Annotated in this window: 11 protein-coding genes; 6 read left to right on the plus strand and 5 right to left on the minus strand. The window is 72.0% G+C overall.

The window, feature by feature from the left end:
* Window positions 1-58 precede the first annotated feature (58 nt).
* From speB to ACGFYP_RS18165, 4 genes are all read left to right on the plus strand, one after another.
* Window positions 59-1,033: an agmatinase gene (gene speB / locus ACGFYP_RS18150; RefSeq protein WP_315892121.1), complete on the plus strand. Its 975-nt coding sequence runs from the start codon at window positions 59-61 to the stop codon at window positions 1,031-1,033.
* Window positions 1,034-1,142: 109 nt separating this feature from the next.
* Window positions 1,143-2,825 (plus strand): thiamine pyrophosphate-binding protein, encoded by a 1,683-nt coding sequence (locus tag ACGFYP_RS18155; protein ID WP_393493978.1) that lies wholly within the window; start codon window positions 1,143-1,145, stop codon window positions 2,823-2,825.
* Window positions 2,826-2,979: 154 nt separating this feature from the next.
* Entirely contained in the window at window positions 2,980-6,696 is a 3,717-nt protein-coding gene (locus ACGFYP_RS18160; protein ID WP_393493981.1) for an ABC transporter ATP-binding protein, read from the plus strand.
* Window positions 6,697-6,770: 74 nt separating this feature from the next.
* A complete protein-coding gene (locus ACGFYP_RS18165) occupies window positions 6,771-7,178 on the plus strand; it encodes a hypothetical protein (RefSeq protein ID WP_393493984.1) in 408 nt (135 codons plus the stop codon).
* 302 nt (window positions 7,179-7,480) lie between these two features.
* Here the strand turns inward: ACGFYP_RS18165 and ACGFYP_RS18170 are convergent, their stop codons facing one another.
* Window positions 7,481-8,935 (minus strand): hypothetical protein, encoded by a 1,455-nt coding sequence (locus ACGFYP_RS18170; RefSeq protein WP_393493987.1) that lies wholly within the window; start codon window positions 8,933-8,935, stop codon window positions 7,481-7,483.
* A gap of 175 nt (window positions 8,936-9,110) precedes the next feature.
* Between ACGFYP_RS18170 and ACGFYP_RS18175 the strand changes: the two genes are divergently transcribed.
* Window positions 9,111-10,562 carry an aminopeptidase gene (locus ACGFYP_RS18175; RefSeq protein ID WP_393493990.1) on the plus strand — a complete coding sequence of 484 codons (1,452 nt, stop codon included), beginning with the start codon at window positions 9,111-9,113 and terminating at the stop codon, window positions 10,560-10,562.
* Between the two features lie 86 nt (window positions 10,563-10,648).
* On the opposite strand, the gene ACGFYP_RS18180 is transcribed toward ACGFYP_RS18175, so the two are convergent.
* From ACGFYP_RS18180 to ACGFYP_RS18190, 3 genes are all read right to left on the minus strand, one after another.
* Window positions 10,649-11,257 (minus strand): hypothetical protein, encoded by a 609-nt coding sequence (locus ACGFYP_RS18180; protein ID WP_393493993.1) that lies wholly within the window; start codon window positions 11,255-11,257, stop codon window positions 10,649-10,651.
* Window positions 11,258-11,332: 75 nt separating this feature from the next.
* Window positions 11,333-13,162, minus strand: a complete 1,830-nt coding sequence (locus ACGFYP_RS18185) for a glycoside hydrolase family 3 protein (protein WP_393493995.1) — start codon at window positions 13,160-13,162, stop codon at window positions 11,333-11,335.
* Window positions 13,163-13,277: 115 nt separating this feature from the next.
* On the minus strand, window positions 13,278-14,192 hold the full coding sequence (locus ACGFYP_RS18190) for a LysR family transcriptional regulator (RefSeq protein WP_393493998.1): 915 nt from the start codon (window positions 14,190-14,192) through the stop codon (window positions 13,278-13,280).
* 101 nt (window positions 14,193-14,293) lie between these two features.
* Here ACGFYP_RS18190 and ACGFYP_RS18195 point away from each other — a divergent pair, with 101 nt between their 5' ends.
* The gene (locus tag ACGFYP_RS18195; RefSeq protein ID WP_393494001.1) at window positions 14,294-15,238 is read left to right on the plus strand and encodes an EamA family transporter; all 945 of its coding nucleotides are present in this window, start codon (window positions 14,294-14,296) and stop codon (window positions 15,236-15,238) included.
* A 27-nt stretch (window positions 15,239-15,265) separates the two neighbouring features.
* On the opposite strand, the gene ACGFYP_RS18200 is transcribed toward ACGFYP_RS18195, so the two are convergent.
* The gene (locus tag ACGFYP_RS18200) at window positions 15,266-16,312 is read right to left on the minus strand and encodes a LacI family DNA-binding transcriptional regulator (RefSeq protein ID WP_393494004.1); all 1,047 of its coding nucleotides are present in this window, start codon (window positions 16,310-16,312) and stop codon (window positions 15,266-15,268) included.
* Window positions 16,313-16,489 lie beyond the last annotated feature (177 nt).

Consider the following 16,489-nt stretch of genomic DNA (forward strand, 5'->3'; position numbering starts at 1 on the left):
CGAGACGACCCTCGGGCCCCGACCGGACACCACCGACACACCCCTGGAGGACCCGACCATGAGCAGCAGCGACCAGAACGCCTTCCGCGGCCCGACCGACTCGTCCCGCATCCCGCGGTACGCCGGTCCCGCGACGTTCGCCCGGCTGCCGCGACTCGACGAGGTCGGCACCACCGACGTCGCCGTGGTCGGCATCCCCTTCGACAGCGGTGTCTCCTACCGCCCCGGCGCCCGCTTCGGCGGCAACGCCATCCGCGAGGCCTCCCGCCTCCTGCGCCCGTACAACCCGGCGCAGGACGCCTCGCCGTTCGCCCTGGCGCAGGTCGCGGACGCCGGTGACATCGCGGCCAACCCGTTCAACATCAACGAGGCCGTCGAGACGATCGAGGCCGCGGCCGACGACCTGCTCGCCACGGGCGCCCGCATGATGACCCTCGGCGGCGACCACACCGTCGCGCTGCCGCTGCTGCGCTCCGTCGCCAAGAAGCACGGCCCGGTCGCGCTGCTCCACTTCGACGCGCACCTCGACACCTGGGACACGTACTTCGGCGCCGAGTACACCCACGGCACCCCGTTCCGCCGCGCCGTCGAGGAGGGCATCCTCGACACCTCCGCCCTGTCGCACGTCGGCACCCGCGGCCCGCTGTACGGCAAGCAGGACCTGACCGACGACGAGAAGATGGGCTTCGGCATCGTCACCTCGGCGGACATCTACCGCCGCGGCGCCGACGAGGTCGCCGACCAGCTGCGCCAGCGCATCGGGGACCGCCCGCTGTACATCTCCATCGACATCGACTGCCTCGACCCGGCGCACGCCCCCGGCACCGGCACCCCGGAGGCGGGCGGCATGACCTCGCGCGAGCTCCTGGAGATCCTGCGCGGCCTGTCCTCCTGCAACCTGGTGTCGGCGGACGTCGTGGAGGTGGCCCCGGCCTACGACCACGCGGAGATCACGGCGGTCGCGGCCTCGCACACGGCGTACGAGCTGACGACGATCATGTCCCGCCAGATCGCGGCGAGCCGCGCGAAGTAGCCCCCTGGTGGTGTGGGCCGCCCACTCGTTCCGCTGGGGTGGAACCGGTGGGTGGCCACACCACCCACCGGGCCGCACCCGACCACCGAGCCACGCCCAGAGGGACCTCATGACCCACGACCACGACCTCGTCCTGCGCCCCACCGCCGCACAGACGGAGGCCGCGCTCAACCCGCCCGCCGGACGCAACGGCGGTGACCTCGTCGTCGAGACCCTCACCGGTCTCGGCGCGACCACCGTCTTCGGGCTCCCCGGCCAGCACGCGCTCGGCATGTTCGACGCGCTGCGCCGCTCCTCGCTCACGTACGTCGGGCTGCGCGTCGAGAACAACGCGGGCTTCGCGGCGGACGCGTACGGCCGGATGACCGGCGAGGCGGCCCCGCTGCTGCTCTCCACCGGCCCCGGCGCGCTGATGTCCCTGGCCGCGCTCCAGGAGGCTGCGGCCGCCTCCGCGCCCGTCCTCGCGATCGGCAGCCAGGTCCCGGCGGCGGGGCTCGGCGGCGGGCGGCACGGGTACCTGCACGAGCTGCGCGACCAGCAGGCGTCCTTCCGGGACATCGTGAAGTCCGTGCACACGGTCCGTACGCAGTCCCAGATCCCGTCCGCGATCGCGGCGGCCTGGGAGTCGGCGCTGACCGCCCCGCACGGCCCGGTCTGGGTGGAGATCCCGCAGGACGTGCTGCTCGCGGAGACGAGCCTGCCGGTCGTCACGGCGATGGACGCGACGCCCGAGGAGGTCGTCCCGCGCCCCGAGCTGACGGCGGTCGCGGCGCACCTCCTGGCCAACGCCGAGCGGCCCGCGATCATCGCGGGCGGCGGGGTCGTGCGCTCCGACGCGTCGGGCAAGCTCCGTGCACTGGCCGAGCGGATCGACGCGCCCGTGGTCACCACCTTCGGCGGCAAGGGCGCGTTCCCGTGGGAGCACCCGCTGTCGCTGCAGTCCTGGCTGGAGGACCGGCACACCACCGAGTTCCTGGAGGACGCGGACGTCGTCCTCGTCGTCGGCTCGGGGCTCGGTGAGCTGTCGTCGAACTACCACACGTTCGCGCCGCGCGGCCGGGTGATCCAGATCGAGGCGGACGCGGGGAAGCTGGAGTCCAACCACCCGGCGCTCGGCATCCACGCGGACGCGCGCCTCGCGCTCCAGGCGCTCCTGGAGACGGTGGAGGAGCGTACGGACGCGACGGCCCCGGACCGTGTGCGGGCGGTCCTGACGAAGGTCAGGGACCGGATCGCGGCGCAGGACCTCGGCCTGGAGCAGCGGATCGTGGCCTCGGTGCGGGAGGCGCTGCCGGACGACTCGCCCAGCTTCTGGGACATGACGATCCTGGCGTACTGGGCGTGGTCGGCCTTCGACGCGCGCCACCCGAACACGATGCACTCGGCGCAGGGCGCCGGCGGCCTCGGCTACGGCTTCCCCGCCGCCCTCGGCGCGGCGGCGGCCGACCCGACCCGCCCGGTCCTCGCGGTCTCGGGCGACGGCGGCGCGATGTACTCGATCGCGGAGCTGGCGACGGCGAAGCAGTACGGCTCGAACGTCACGTGGCTGATCGTCGACGACGGGGGCTACGGCATCCTGCGCGAGTACATGACGGACACCTTCGGCGAGGCCACGGCCACCGAACTGACCCGCCCGGACTTCGTGGCCCTCGCGGAGTCCTTCGGCGTCCCGGCCCTCCGCACGACCCCGGAGTCCCTGACGTCCGACCTCGCGAAGTCCCTCGCGACCCCGGGCCCATCGGTGGTGGTCCTGCCGGCCCTCCTCCACATGTTCGAACCGACGCACCTCTGAGGCGCCCCAGGACCGGCCCCTGGCCCCAGAAACCGGTGTCCCCGGTCCTAGGACCAGGGACCGGTCCTGCCGTGCAGTTTGTTGCGGCGGGATGAAATCGCACCTCACCCGCGTTGGAGCCTTCCGGTAGAGCAGGACGAACGGGAGGCACCACGTGGCCGCGGCGGGGCGAAAAGAGCAGGGGTGGGCGCGCAGGCTCGCCGGGTATGCCTGGCGGTACAGGGCCAACGTCGTGCTCGCCCTCGGGTCGTCCCTCGCCGGGATGGCCGTCCTCGCGCTCGTGCCGCTCATCACCAAGGTGATCATCGACGACGTCATCGGCGCGAAGACCAGGTCCCTCACCGTCTGGACCGGCCTCCTCATCGGCGCCGCCCTCGTCGTCTACGTCCTCACCTACGTGCGGCGCTACTACGGCGGCCGGCTCGCCCTCGACGTCCAGCACGACCTCCGTACCGAGATGTACGGGACCATCACCCGGCTCGACGGCCGGCGGCAGGACGAGCTGTCCACCGGGCAGGTCGTCGGGCGCGCCACCAGCGACCTCCAGCTCATCCAGGGCCTGCTCTTCATGCTCCCGATGACGATCGGGAACATCCTGCTCTTCCTGATCTCGCTGGCCGTCATGGCCTGGCTCTCCCTCCCCCTCACCCTCGTCGCCCTCGCCGTCGCCCCCGCCCTCTGGTTCATCGCCAAGCGCAGCCGCTCCCGCCTCCACCCCGCCACCTGGTACGCCCAGGCGCAGGCCGCCACCGTCGCCGGGGTCGTCGACGGCTCCGTGACCGGCGTCCGCGTCGTCAAGGGCTTCGGGCAGGAGGACCAGGAGACCGGCAAGATCCGCGAGGCCAGCCGCAAGCTCTTCGCCGGACGCCTGCGCACCATCCGGCTGAACGCCCGCTACACCCCCGCCCTCCAGTCCGTGCCCGCCCTCGGCCAGGTCGCCGTCCTCGCCCTCGGCGGCTGGCTCGCCACCCGCGGCGAGATCACCCTCGGCACGTTCGTCGCCTTCTCCGCCTACCTCGCCTCCCTCGTCGGCCCCGTCCGCATGCTCGCCATGGTCCTGACCGTCGCCCAGCAGGCCCGCGCCGGCGTCGACCGCGTCCTGGAGCTCATCGACACCGAGCCCGTCATCGAGGACGGTACGAAGGAGCTGCCGGCGGACGCCGAGGCGACGGTCGAGTTCGACGACGTCTCCTTCGCCTACCAGGACGGCCGGCCCGTCCTCGACGGCTTCTCCCTGGAGATCCGCGCGGGCGAGACCGTCGCCGTCGTCGGCGCCTCCGGCAGCGGCAAGTCCACCGTCTCCCTCCTCCTGCCCCGCTTCTACGACGTCGATCACGGCGCCGTCCTCGTCGGCGGCCACGACGTCCGCGAGCTGACCCAGGACTCCCTGCGCGCCGCCATCGGGCTCGTCCCCGAGGACAGCTTCCTGTTCTCCGACACCGTCCGCGCCAACATCGCGTACGGCCACCCGGACGCCACCCAGGAGCAGATCGAGACCGCCGCCCGCGCCGCCCAGGCGGACCGTTTCATCGCCGAGCTTCCCGACGGCTACGACGCCAAGGTCGGCGAGCACGGCCTCACCCTCTCCGGCGGCCAGCGCCAGCGCGTCGCGCTCGCCCGCGCGATCCTCACCGACCCCCGGCTCCTCCTCCTCGACGACGCCACCTCCGCCGTCGACGCGCGCGTGGAGCACGAGATCCACGAGGCCCTCGCCTCCGTGATGGCCGGCCGCACCACCCTCCTCATCGCCCACCGCCGCTCCACTCTCGGCCTCGCCGACCGGATCGCCGTCCTCGACGACGGCAAGCTCTCCGACATCGGCACCCACGAGGAGCTGGAGGAGCGCTCCGCCCTCTACCGACGGCTCCTCACCGACCCCGACGAACTCGGCGGCGTCTCGCCCGGCCACACCGTCCCCGTGGAGCTGCCCGAGGAGCGCACCCTGCGCGCCGAGCTCGACGCCGAGTTCGACGCCGAGCGGGGCATCACCCCCACCCTCTGGGTACGGGAGGAGACCCCGACCGAGGAGTCCCAGGCTCCTGGGGCCACCCCCGAACTCCTCGCCGCCGTCGAGGCGCTGCCGCCCGCCACCGACACCCCTGACATCGACGAGGCCCGCGCGGTCACCCCCGAGGACTCGTACGGCCTCCGCCGCCTGCTGCGCGGCTTCCGCACTCCGCTCCTCATCAGCCTGGGCCTCGTCGCCGTCGACGCCGGCATGGGCCTGCTGCTGCCGGTCCTGATCCGGCACGGCATCGACGACGGCGTGAACAAGCTCGCCATGGGCGCCGTCTGGGCCGCCTCGGCGCTCGCCCTGCTGACCGTCGTCGTGCAGTGGTTCGCCCAGACCGCCGAGATCAAGATGACCGGCCGCACCGGCGAACGCGTCCTCTACGCCCTGCGCCTGAAGATCTTCGCCCAGCTCCAGCGGCTCGGCCTCGACTACTACGAGCGCGAGCTGACCGGCCGGATCATGACCCGGATGACGACGGACGTGGACGCCCTGTCCACCTTCCTCCAGACCGGGCTCGTCACCGCGTTCGTCTCCGTAACGACATTCTTCGGGATCATGGGCGCGCTGCTCGTCCTCGACCTCCAGCTCGCCCTGGTCGTCTTCGCGACGCTCCCGGTCCTCGCCGTCGCCACGTACTTCTTCCGCCGTTCCAGCGTGAAGGCGTACGAGCTGGCGCGCGAGCGGATCAGCGTCGTCAACGCCGACCTCCAGGAGTCGGTCTCCGGCCTCCGCATCGTCCAGGCCTTCCGCCGCGAGCGCTCCGGCGTCGCCCACTTCACGGCCCGCAGTGACGACTACCGCGAGGCCCGCGTCCGAGGCCAGTGGCTGATCTCCATCTACTTCCCGTTCGTCACGCTGCTGTCCTCGGTGGCGGCAGCAGCGGTGATGATCGTAGGCGCGAACCGCATCGAAGCCGGCACCCTCACCACCGGCGCTCTGGTCGCGTACCTGCTCTACATCGACCTCTTCTTCGCCCCGGTCCAGCAGCTCTCCCAGGTCTTCGACGGCTACCAGCAGGCCACCGTCTCCCTGAAGCGCATGCAGGAGTTGCTCCAGGAGCCGACGTCGACGGCCGAGGCGCCCGAACCCCGCGAAGTCCTCTCCCTGCGCGGCGAGATCGCCTTCGAGGCCGTCTCGTTCGCGTACGGCGACGAGGAGGAGGCTCTGAAGGCCATCGACCTACGGATCCCGGCAGGCCAGACGGTCGCCTTCGTAGGCGAGACGGGCGCCGGCAAGTCCACCCTGGTGAAGCTCGTCGCCCGCTTCTACGACCCCACCTCCGGCCGAGTCACGGCCGACGGCACCGACCTCAGGGACCTGGACCTCACCTCGTACCGCCACCGGCTCGGCGTCGTCCCGCAGGAGGCGTACCTCTTCGCGGGGACGGTCCGCGACGCCATCGCGTACGGCCGCCCCGAGGCGACCGATGCCGAGGTCGAGGCGGCGGCCCGCGCGGTCGGCGCGCACGACATGATCGCGACCCTGGACGGCGGCTACCTCCACGAGGTCGCCGAGCGCGGCCGCAACCTCTCCGCGGGCCAGCGCCAGCTGATCGCCCTGGCCCGCGCCGAGCTCGTCGACCCGGACGTCCTCCTCCTCGACGAGGCCACCGCCGCGCTGGACCTGGCCACCGAGGCCCAGGTCAACCAGGCCACGGACCGCCTCGCCGGCCGCCGTACGACCCTGGTCGTCGCCCACCGCCTGACGACGGCGGCGCGCGCGGACCGCGTGATCCTCATGGCCCACGGCCGGGTCGCGGAGGACGGCACCCACGACGAACTCCTGGCCCGGGGCGGTCGCTACGCGACGCTCTGGAAGGCCTTCATCGGCGAGGAGGAACCGGCCCGGGCCCTCTGAGGACCGAGGACGCAACCGCTGACGCCCCTCCTGCGTCGTACGCATGTACGGCAAGGAGTCGGGAGGGGATCCAGGTGTTCGCTGGGATCGGCGTGACGGCACACGGTAGGCGGCTGCTCGGATACGCACTGGCAGTCCTGCTCACCACCACCACCCTCGCCCTCGCAGGCCCAGGCGTCGCGAGCGCCGACGCCGCCTCGCTCTGCGTCGGCCGCCCCAGCAAGACCGTCGCCTTCGCCACGGGCGAGCTACGGCTCTACCGGAGCCGCCAGTACGTCTGCGCCCTCACCGTCGCCAAACACCCCGGCGCCCGCCGCGCGATGTCCGTCTCCCTCCAGCCCCGCGGCGGCCACCCCGCCGTAGACACCGGCCGCTACACCCGCCAGGCGGGCCCCATCACCGTCCACGCCCTCAACCGCTGCGTCCGAGCCACCGGCTCCGTCGCAGGCTCGAGCGCGTCCACGGGGTGGGTGCTGTGCTGACCCGCGGGTGCCGTGCTGCGCCCCGCGTGAACGCAGAAGCGCCCGCACCGGCCTAGGTCGCGTCCGGAAAGTCTGGCCTGGCTCGCGACGCCCGGCACGCACGCTCGCCGCGTTGCCGAAATGCCCACGTAGCTCCGCTACGAGAGCATCCCGGCGCCTTGCGATCGCACGCACCGGACGCCGCGAGCCCCGCCCTTCGGGCGGACGACCATACTTTCCGGACACTCCCTAGGCCGACGCGGGCGCCACGTAGCGGGGGAGAGGGGGATCCCCGCCTGTTCCTACGGGTCGCTACCTACGGGTCACGGCGTGATCGCGAACAGCATTCGCTGTTCCGGGTGTTCGGTGACCGTCCAGAGGCGGTCCGTTGCTCCCGGCCAGACCGAGAAGTCCTCGACGCCGATCGCGGAGACCCGGCGGGGGGAGGTCTCGACGAGTCGGCCCGTGGCGGTGTCGGGCTTGGCGACGAGTACCCTGCCGTTCTTCGCGCCCCGGCTCTGGCTGAGGTAGTACGTGCCGTTGATGACGGCGGCGCCCTGGATCCCGCCGTTGTCGTCCTCCGACGCGACGAAGGGGATGCGGTAGGCCGCGTCCGCCGCCCAGTACCCGTAGCCGTTCAGCGCCGGTGTTCCCCCGCTGGTGTTCATCGGCCAGCGGATGACCCGGCCCGTCGTGAACGCGTCCGTGACCTTTGCCTTGTCGCACCACTCACCCGTGGTGATGTGCCGTACGGCACTGCTGCGGTCGAGGCTCGCGAAGCTGGTCTTCGGTGTGACGTCCGTGGCCTGGCACGTCTTCTCGTCGTCCTGCATGTCGCAGGGCGTGCCCGGCGGCGGCTCGACCGTGTCGCAGGCGGCGTTCGTCCAGCCGTCGCTCTGCGGCAGGATGTAGCGGTAGCCGTGGGCGTTGTACACGCCGTCCTGCCGACCGATCGCGGTCTTGGACTTGCCCCACTTGTCGGCGGGCAGGGCCCCGAGGTCGATGATGTTGCGCAGGTCGAAGACGCGGAAGCCGCGGTTGGTGTCCGCCACGTACAGGTAGTAGCCGTACCAGACCATGCCGCCGGCGTGCAGCGAGCCGTACTGCTTCCCACCCGGCTTCGAGTAGTGCTGCGAGGTGCGGACGCTCATGTAGCTGGCGTTGCCGGAGTCGTTGATGAACGGGTACACCAGCAGGACGTGGGCGTACTTCCCGGTGCTGGAGTCGATGAACGAGACCCGGACGCCCTTGCGTTCGGTGTTGGTCCCGCCCTCGTCGACGTCGTCCGGCTTCTTGTCGTCGTTCCAGTCGTCCTTGTTGTACCAAGTGACCATCATGGGCTTGTGATCCGCCGGGTTCCAGCCGGTCTCGGGGTCACCCCAGGTCTGGTCCTCGTCGGCGTCGGCGACGCTGGTCACGCCCTGCGGCCACCACTCCGAGCCGTCGTCGGTGCCGTTGTCGGCGGTGTCGAAGCAGAAGCTCTTGGCGAAGCCCTGCGGCTTCGTGCCGAGCTCGATGGCCGCCTTGTTGCAGACTTCGGTGTCCCACTTGCCCGTTCGGCCGCTGGTCTGCGCCTCCTTCAGGAGCGAGTTCACGCCGATGTTGGGCAGATCGGCGTTCAGCTTGTCTATGCGGCCCTGGAGCTCCGTCTTGTTGGAGAGCGGGCGCAGCTCGAAGTTGCCGAGTTCGAGACCGGGGTCGGGTGCGGCGTGCGCCGGTGCCGTCGTCGCCAGCAGTGAGGCGGCGACGGTCGCCATGAGCGCCACCATCGCCCTCACCCTGTAACTCCTCGTCATACGTGTCCTCCCGTGTCGTGCCATGTACATGGCTTGCGGGAGTTTAGGTGATGACTACAAGGATCTTGATCGCGGGGTAAGGGTCAATTAGGTCTGGCGGCACCCACGTTGACACCGCTAGGTTCGCGGACACCGTTGTGAACCAAGGGGAGGGTGAATGCGCAAGTCGCTGATCTGGCTGACGTCGCTCACGGTGCTCATAGGCACCGTCGGGGCGAGTGGTGCGGCTACCGCCGCCGAGCCGGCCACCGGCAGCCCGACCGCCGTCGCGGACAGCGCCGTCGGTACGGACATCAAGGACCGCATCCTGGCGATCCCCGGGATGAGCCTCATCGAGGAGAAGCCGTACGCCGGCTACCGCTACTTCGTGCTCGAATACACCCAGCCGGTGGACCACCGCCGCCCCTGGAAGGGCACGTTCAAGCAGCGGCTCTCGCTGCTCCACAAGGACACCGAACGGCCGACCGTCTTCCACACCAGCGGCTACGGGCTGAGCACCACCCCCAGCCGCCGCGAGCCCACCCGGATCATCGACGGCAACCAGGTCTCCATGGAGTACCGGTTCTTCACGCCGTCGCGTCCGCAGCCCGCCGACTGGTCCAAGCTGGACATCTGGCAGGCCGCGAGCGACCAGCACCGCATCTTCACCGCGCTGAAGACGATCTACGGCAAGAAGTGGCTCTCCACCGGCGCCTCCAAGGGCGGTATGACGGCGACGTACTACGAGCGCTTCTACCCCCGTGACATGGACGGCGTCGTCGCCTACGTGGCGCCGAACGACGTGAACAACAAGGAGGACTCGGCGTACGACCGGTTCTTCGAGAACGTCGGCACCAAGGAGTGCCGCGACCGCCTCAACGCGCTGCAGCGCGAGGCGCTCGTCCGCCGGGCCCCGCTGCAGAAGAAGTACAAGGAGTGGGCCGCGACCGAGGGCGCGACCTTCAACACCGTGGGCTCCCTCGACAAGGCGTACGAGGCGGTCGTCCTCGACTTCGTCTGGGGCTTCTGGCAGTACTACGGCGAGGACGTCTGCGGTTCGGTCCCGGACGCGAAGACCGCGACCGACGACCAGGTCTACGAGACCATCGACGCCTACTCCGGCTGGTCCTTCTACACCGACCAGGGCCTGGACCCGTACACCCCGTACTACTACCAGGCGGCCACCGAGCTCGGCTCGCCCAGCATCAAGCTGCCGCACCTCGACGGCCTGACCCGCTACGGCTACCAGCCCGCGCGGAACTTCGTGCCGCGCGAGATCCCGACGAAGTTCAAGCCGTCGGCGATGCGGGACGTGGACGACTGGGTCCGTAAGAACGCGAACCAGATGCTCTTCGTCTACGGCGGCAACGACCCGTGGGGAGCCGAGCCGTTCCACCTCGGCAAGGGCGCCCGTGACAGCTACGTCCTCACGGCCCCCGGCGCCAACCACGGCGCCCAGGTCGCCGGTCTCGTCGAGGCCGAGCGCACCAAGGCCACGGCCCGCATCCTCGCCTGGGCCGGGGTCGAGGCCCCGACGGCCCAGGCCGGACAGCCGCTGGCCCGCTTCGACGCCCGTCTCGACAAGCCGACGGACGACGAGCTGAACCGGGAGCACGGTCTGCGCCCGTAGGGCGGTAGGACACGGTCTGCGCCCGTAAGGCGACAGGACACGGTCTGCGCCCGTAGCTCCGTAGGACCATGAGCGCCCGGCGGCCTCTACAGCCGCCGGGCGCAGCCCACCGGTCGTTCCCCGCCCAGCGCCACGAACAGCGCGGTCGTGGACGGGCAGTGGTCCCGGCTCGTGACCGCCGACGCGACCCGGAACGCCGGCGGACGTTCCCCCGACCCGTCGCAGGCGGTCTCCCTCACCCGGCCACCGCCCGAGGACGAGACGCAGTCCCCGACGACGGTGTGCGGCCCGCCGCCCTGCCCGGGGTCACCCGGATGCGGCGGCTCCAGATTGCGCATGCAGGCGTAGCCGCGCGGCACCGAGCCGTCGCCGTCCTCGTCCGCCGCAGGACGGCTCTCCGAGACGTGCAGGACGAAGTCCGTGGTCGCCGGGCAGGTCGGAGAGGCCGCGGTGAGCCCCTCGTACCGGGTGGTCACCCGTGCGACGGCCTTCTCGCTCGTGCACGGGACCTCGCGGAACACCTTCCCGCGCGTGGAGCAGTCCCCGGGCCCCAGGAACACCGTCCCGTGGTCGTGGGGCGCGCTCGTGTACGTGACGGGGCGCGGCGGTCTGCCGTCGTCCGGGGCGCGCTGACACCCGGTCAGGGCGAGCAGCAGCCCGACGGCACACGCCACCCCGCTCCTGAGAGCGCGCATGAAAGACCCCCCGATCTCGGTTCCGAGCGTCGCCCGCCGGGGCGGGCGGACGCCAGGGAGAACGGGGGGCCTACGTCACTGGTTACGTCTCGGGTAGGACAGGCCGTGGCCGACCGGGTACAGCACGCACGTCGGATCGTCCGCCCGCTGGACCGGCACGGGCAGACGGCCCCGCGGCCGGACCCGCCCGGCCATCACCCGGACCGCGGCCCGCAGTTCGACATCGGTCCAGGAGTACGCGGCGAGGGCGGCCCGCACTCCGGTGAGCCGGGCGATGTCGTACGGGTTGCGGATCGCGACCGTCACGACCGGCACCCCGGTCGCCACGAGCCGGTCGACGAGGGTGCGCTGCGGGCTGGTCGCCGAGACGTTGTACGTGCCGACGACGACCAGGTCCTTGCCCGCGGCGGCCGCCACCGCCTCCTCGATCCTCGCCGCCGTCGGGGTGATCCCGGTGGACAGCGCGGTGGCGGTGAAGCCGAGCGAGGTGAACTCGGCGGCCAGGGTGGTGGTCGGCGGTCCCGTGGTGCCCGACGGGGAGGCCGGGTCGGCGCCGACGACGAGGACCGCGGCGTGGCTGCGGCGGCTGACCGGCAGGAGACCGCCCTCGTTGAGGAGCAGGGTGGTGGTGCCCTCCGCGATCCGGTCGGCCCGGTCCAGATGGGGCCGGATGCCGACGGTTCGGTCCACTCCGGCGTCGGTCACGTACGGGTGGCGGAACAGGCCCAGCTTGGCCTTGAGGCGCAGGATCCGGCGGATCGACTCGTCGAGCCTGGCCTCGGTCAGTTCGCCGTCCTTGACGGCCTTGAGGACCGCGTTCCAGGCGACGTCGAGCTTCGGCGGGTTGAGCAGCTGGTCGACGCCGGCCTTGAGCGCGAGGACGGGCACGCGCTCGTCGCCGTACTTGGTCCGTACGCCCTCCATGCCGAGGGAGTCCGTCACCACCACGCCGTCGTAGCCGAGCTGTTCGCGCAGGATGCCGGTGAGGATCGGGCGGGAGAGGGTCGCCGGGTCCTCGCTCGGGTCGAGCGCGGGGACGACGATGTGCGCGGTCATGATCGAGTCGATGCCGGCGGCGATCGCCGACCGGAACGGCGGCGCGTCGAGCTCCGCCCACTGCTCGCGGGTGTGGGTGATGGTCGGCAGGCCGTAGTGGCTGTCGACGGCGGTGTCGCCGTGACCGGGGAAGTGCTTGGAGGTCGCCGCGACCCCGGCCTGCTGGTAGCCCCTGACCTGGGCCGCCACCAGGCCGGCGACGGCCTGCGGGTCGGAGCCGAAGGACCGGACGCCGATCACCGGGTTGGCGGGGTTGACGTTGACGTCGGCGACGGGCGCGTAGTTCTGCCGGATGCCGACGGCGGCCAGTTCGGCGCCCGCGATCCTGGCCGCCTCACGGGCGTCGGAGCGGGAGCCCGAGGCGCCCAGCGCCATCGCGCCGGGGAGCAGGGTGGCAGGCTCGCCGACCCGGCAGACGATGCCGTGCTCCTGGTCGGTGGAGATGAGGGCGGGGACGGGCGTGGCCTGGGCGAGGGCGGCCCGCTGGATGCCGTTGGAGAGGGCGGCGATCTGGTGCGGGTCGCGGGTGTTGTGCGCCCAGGAGAAGTAGATGACGCCGCCGACGTGGTACTTCTCCACGAGTTCGGCGGCGGTGCGGACGCCGATCTCCTTGAGGTTCAGGTCGATGTCGGCCTGGTCGGGGGCGGTGGCGGAGTGGCCGTACACCCGCATGACGAAAAGCTGGCCGACCTTCTCCTCCAGCGACATGCGGGAGATGAGCTCGTCGAGCGTGCGGTCGCTCGTCGCGTCGCTCGCCTGGGCGGGGGTGAGGGCTCCGGTGACGGCGGCGACCGCCGTAGCGGCGGTGACGGTGAGGAGGATGCGTCTGGAGGGGGCGCGGTGGTGCAACTGATGCTCCTTCCGGCCGTGCAGGATGGGGGAAGTGGGTGAAGGAAACTTCCAAGGAGCCACGGATAGCCCGAAAGTAACTGCCAGGTCAAGAACCTGAGCAGGAATCGCCCCCTCAGGTCGTCGCCGACGCCACCTGGGGCCAGTGTTCCTGGAGCGTCCTGACGGTCTCGGTGATCGCGGGGCGGCGGGCCGCGCCCGTACGCCAGAGCGCGTGCAGCCGGCGCGTCGGCACCGGGTCGAGGCGGACCGGGGCCACCTCGGGCGGCAGTGCCCCGCGCCCGAGGCGCGGCACCAGCGCGATCCCGAGGCCGGCGGCGACGAGGGCGACCTGGGTGTGGTTCTCCTCCGCCTGGTGGACGACGTGCGGTTCGTAGCCGGTGGACCGCAGGGTCTGCATCAGCCACTCGTGGCAGACCGACCCCGGCGGCTGGGTGATCCACCGCTGGTCCGCCAGCTCCTCCCGCCGCACCGACGCCCGCGCCGCCAGCGGATGGCCGTGCGGTACGAGGACGTCGCAGGGGTCGTCGCCGATGACCGCCTGTTCGAGCCCGGGCGGGGACGGCATCGGGGAGATGTCCCAGTCGTGGGCCACGGCGAGGTCGATCACCCCGCGCGCCGCGAGCTCGATCGAGAGGTGCGGATCGACCTCCGTGAGACGGGCGTCGAGCGCGGGGTGACGGGCCGCCAGATCGGCGAGGACCCGGGGCATCAGACCGCGTGCGGCGCTCGCGAAGCAGCCGATCGAGAGCCGCCCCGCGGGCAGTCCGCGCCGCTCTTCGAGACGTACCTCCGCCTCCTCGACGATCGAGAGCAACTGCTCGGCGGTGGAGGCCAGTTGGTGCGCCTCGTCGGTGAGCCGCACGCCGCGGCCCCGGCGTTCGAGCAGGGTCGTACGGGTCTCCCGCTCCAGCTTGGCGATCTGCTGGGAGACGGCCGACGGGGTGTACCCGAGGGCGGCTGCCGCGGCGCCGACGGAGCCGTGGACGGAGACGGCGTGGAGGGCGCGCAGGCGACCGAGATCGAGCATGTGCGGGCCCTCCTGGGGAGCTTGGATGAAGAGTTGCTTCATCCAACCATGAAGGAATCCGTGCTGGTGCTACACGGTCGTGGTGGGTGACGCTCTCCTCCATGCGCCCTGCACACATCGCCCTGGCCGCACTCGTCGCCGCCGTCTGGGGAGTCAACTTCGTCGTCATCGAGATCGGCCTCGACCACTTCCCGCCGCTGCTCTTCAACGCCCTGCGCTTCCTCGCCGCCGCGCTCCCCGCCGTCTTCCTGGTCGGCCGCCCCCTGGTCGCCTGGAAGTGGATCGTCGGCGTCGGACTCGTCCTGGGCGTGGCCAAGTTCGGGCTGCTCTTCACCGGTATGGGCCTCGGCGCCCCGGCCGGGCTCTCCTCGCTGATCCTCCAGATCCAGGCCGTCTTCACGGCGCTGTTCGCCTTCGTCGCGCTCGGCGAACGGCCGGGGAAGGTGAAGACCGCGGGCATGGCGGTCGCCCTCGCGGGCATCGGCGTCGCGGCCGCGGACGAGGGCGGCGGGGGCGCCGAGGGCGCGCTGGTGGGCTTCGCCCTGTGCGTGGCGGCGGCGGCCTGCTGGGGCGTCTCCAACGTCCTGACCCGCAAGGCGGCGCCGCCCGACGCGCTCAACTTCATGGTGTGGGTCAGCACCGTGCCCGTCCTGCCGCTGCTCGCCCTCTCCCTCCTCCTGGAGGGCCCGGAGCAGGACCTGGCGGCGCTGCGCGGCCTCGACCGGACCGGCGTGGGCGTCATCGTCTACGTCGCGTGGATCACGACCATCTTCGGCTTCGGCGCCTGGGGCTGGCTCCTGCGCCGCCACCCGGCGTCCTCGGTGGCCCCGTTCTCCCTCCTGGTCCCCGTCTTCGGGATGTCCTCCGCGGCCCTCTTCCTCGACGAGGACATCACCGGCCTGCGCTGGTGCGCCGCGGCCCTGCTGGTCGGGGGAGTGGCCCTGACGTCCCTCGCGGGGCGCGGGGGTGGGGGCCCGGAGAAGGGGGCGACGGTGGAGGCGACGCAGCCGCCCGTCCCGGAGGCGGTTCACCGGGTCGGGGCGTAGGGCCTTTCAGGCCCGCCCGCCCCCGGGTCACTCCCGGGGTCGCGCCGTGGATGCCCGTACCAGCAGCTCCGCCGGGATCGTCGTCACGCCGCCCGGCGGGGGCTGCTCCGTGCCCACCGCGAGGCGGCCCGCCCGTGCGCCCGCCTCGTGGAGCGGCAGGCGTACGGTCGTCAGCGCCGGGACCGCGTCGATCGAGAACGGCAGGTCGTCGAAGCCCGCCACCGACACGTCCTCCGGTATCCGAAGACCCCGGTCCCGAAGGGCCGCGCACGCGCCCAGCGCGACGGTGTCGTTGGCCGCGAGGACCGCCGTGAGGTCCGGGTCCCTGCGCAGGAGTTCGAGCGTCGCGTCGTAGCCGGAGCGCCGGTCGTACGGGCCGTGCACCGTCGGCCCCTCGGGCAGCCCCGCCGCCGCGAGGGCGTCCCGGTGGCCCTCGAGGCGGTGCCGGGTCGTCGTCCGGTCCGCGGGCCCCGCCACGTAACCGATCCGCCGGTGCCCGAGCGAGAGCAGGTGCTCGGTGAGCCGGCGCGCCCCCGCCCGGTTGTCGAAGGTGAGCGCAGCCACGCTCGCGTCCCCCGCCACGGGCGGTCTGCCGCACAGCACGATCCGCGTCCCCGCGTCCGTCAGCTTCGCGAGCTTCGCCGACACCGCCGCCATGTGCTCCGGATCCTCCAGGGCCCCGCCGGTCAGGATGACGGCGGCGGCGCGCTGCCGCTGGAGCAGCGTGAGGTAGGTGAGCTCGCGCTCGGGGGAGCCGCCCGTGTTGCAGACGACGGCCAGTTTCTCGCCGCCCGCGCGCCCCGACGCCCCTTCCCCGATCGCGTTCTGCGCCGCGCCCGCCATGATCCCGAAGAAGGGGTCGGCGATGTCGTTGACGAGGACGCCGACCAGGTCCGACGTGGCGGCGGCCAGCGAGCTCGCGGGCCCGTTCAGGACGTAGTCCAGCTCGTCCACCGCCCGCAGCACCCGCTCCCTCGTGGACGCGGCGACCGGGTAGTTGCCGTTCAGGACACGGGAGACGGTGGCGGGGGACACCTGGGCACGCGCGGCCACATCCGACAGCGTGACGGTCATCGCGTACCTCCGGGAAGAGTCGGGCGATTCAAGCGTTTCGGGCGGTTTCCCGGACCGTCGGCGGCGCCGAGGAGAAGTCCGGCGGACCCCTTGTCCGGTGTGTTGTCGGCAGGCTAGCGTCTCCGTTCGTAGAAAGCGCTTTCTGTTGAGGGTTGTGTACGTGATGGAGGCACCTTC

The sequence above is a fragment of the Streptomyces sp. NPDC048370 genome (assembly GCF_043200825.1).
GTDB lineage: Bacteria > Actinomycetota > Actinomycetes > Streptomycetales > Streptomycetaceae > Streptomyces.

Excerpts from the sequence above, each read along its gene's own strand:
- ACGFYP_RS18155 (WP_393493978.1), top strand. The coding sequence starts at position 1,143 with ATGACCCACGACCACGACCTCGTCCTGCGCCCCACCGCCGCACAGACG.
- ACGFYP_RS18175 (WP_393493990.1), top strand. The coding sequence starts at position 9,111 with ATGCGCAAGTCGCTGATCTGGCTGACGTCGCTCACGGTGCTCATAGGC.
- ACGFYP_RS18195 (WP_393494001.1), top strand. The coding sequence starts at position 14,294 with ATGCGCCCTGCACACATCGCCCTGGCCGCACTCGTCGCCGCCGTCTGG.
- ACGFYP_RS18200 (WP_393494004.1), bottom strand. The coding sequence starts at position 16,312 with ATGACCGTCACGCTGTCGGATGTGGCCGCGCGTGCCCAGGTGTCCCCC.
- ACGFYP_RS18190 (WP_393493998.1), bottom strand. The coding sequence starts at position 14,192 with ATGCTCGATCTCGGTCGCCTGCGCGCCCTCCACGCCGTCTCCGTCCAC.
- speB (WP_315892121.1), top strand. The coding sequence starts at position 59 with ATGAGCAGCAGCGACCAGAACGCCTTCCGCGGCCCGACCGACTCGTCC.
- ACGFYP_RS18180 (WP_393493993.1), bottom strand. The coding sequence starts at position 11,257 with ATGCGCGCTCTCAGGAGCGGGGTGGCGTGTGCCGTCGGGCTGCTGCTC.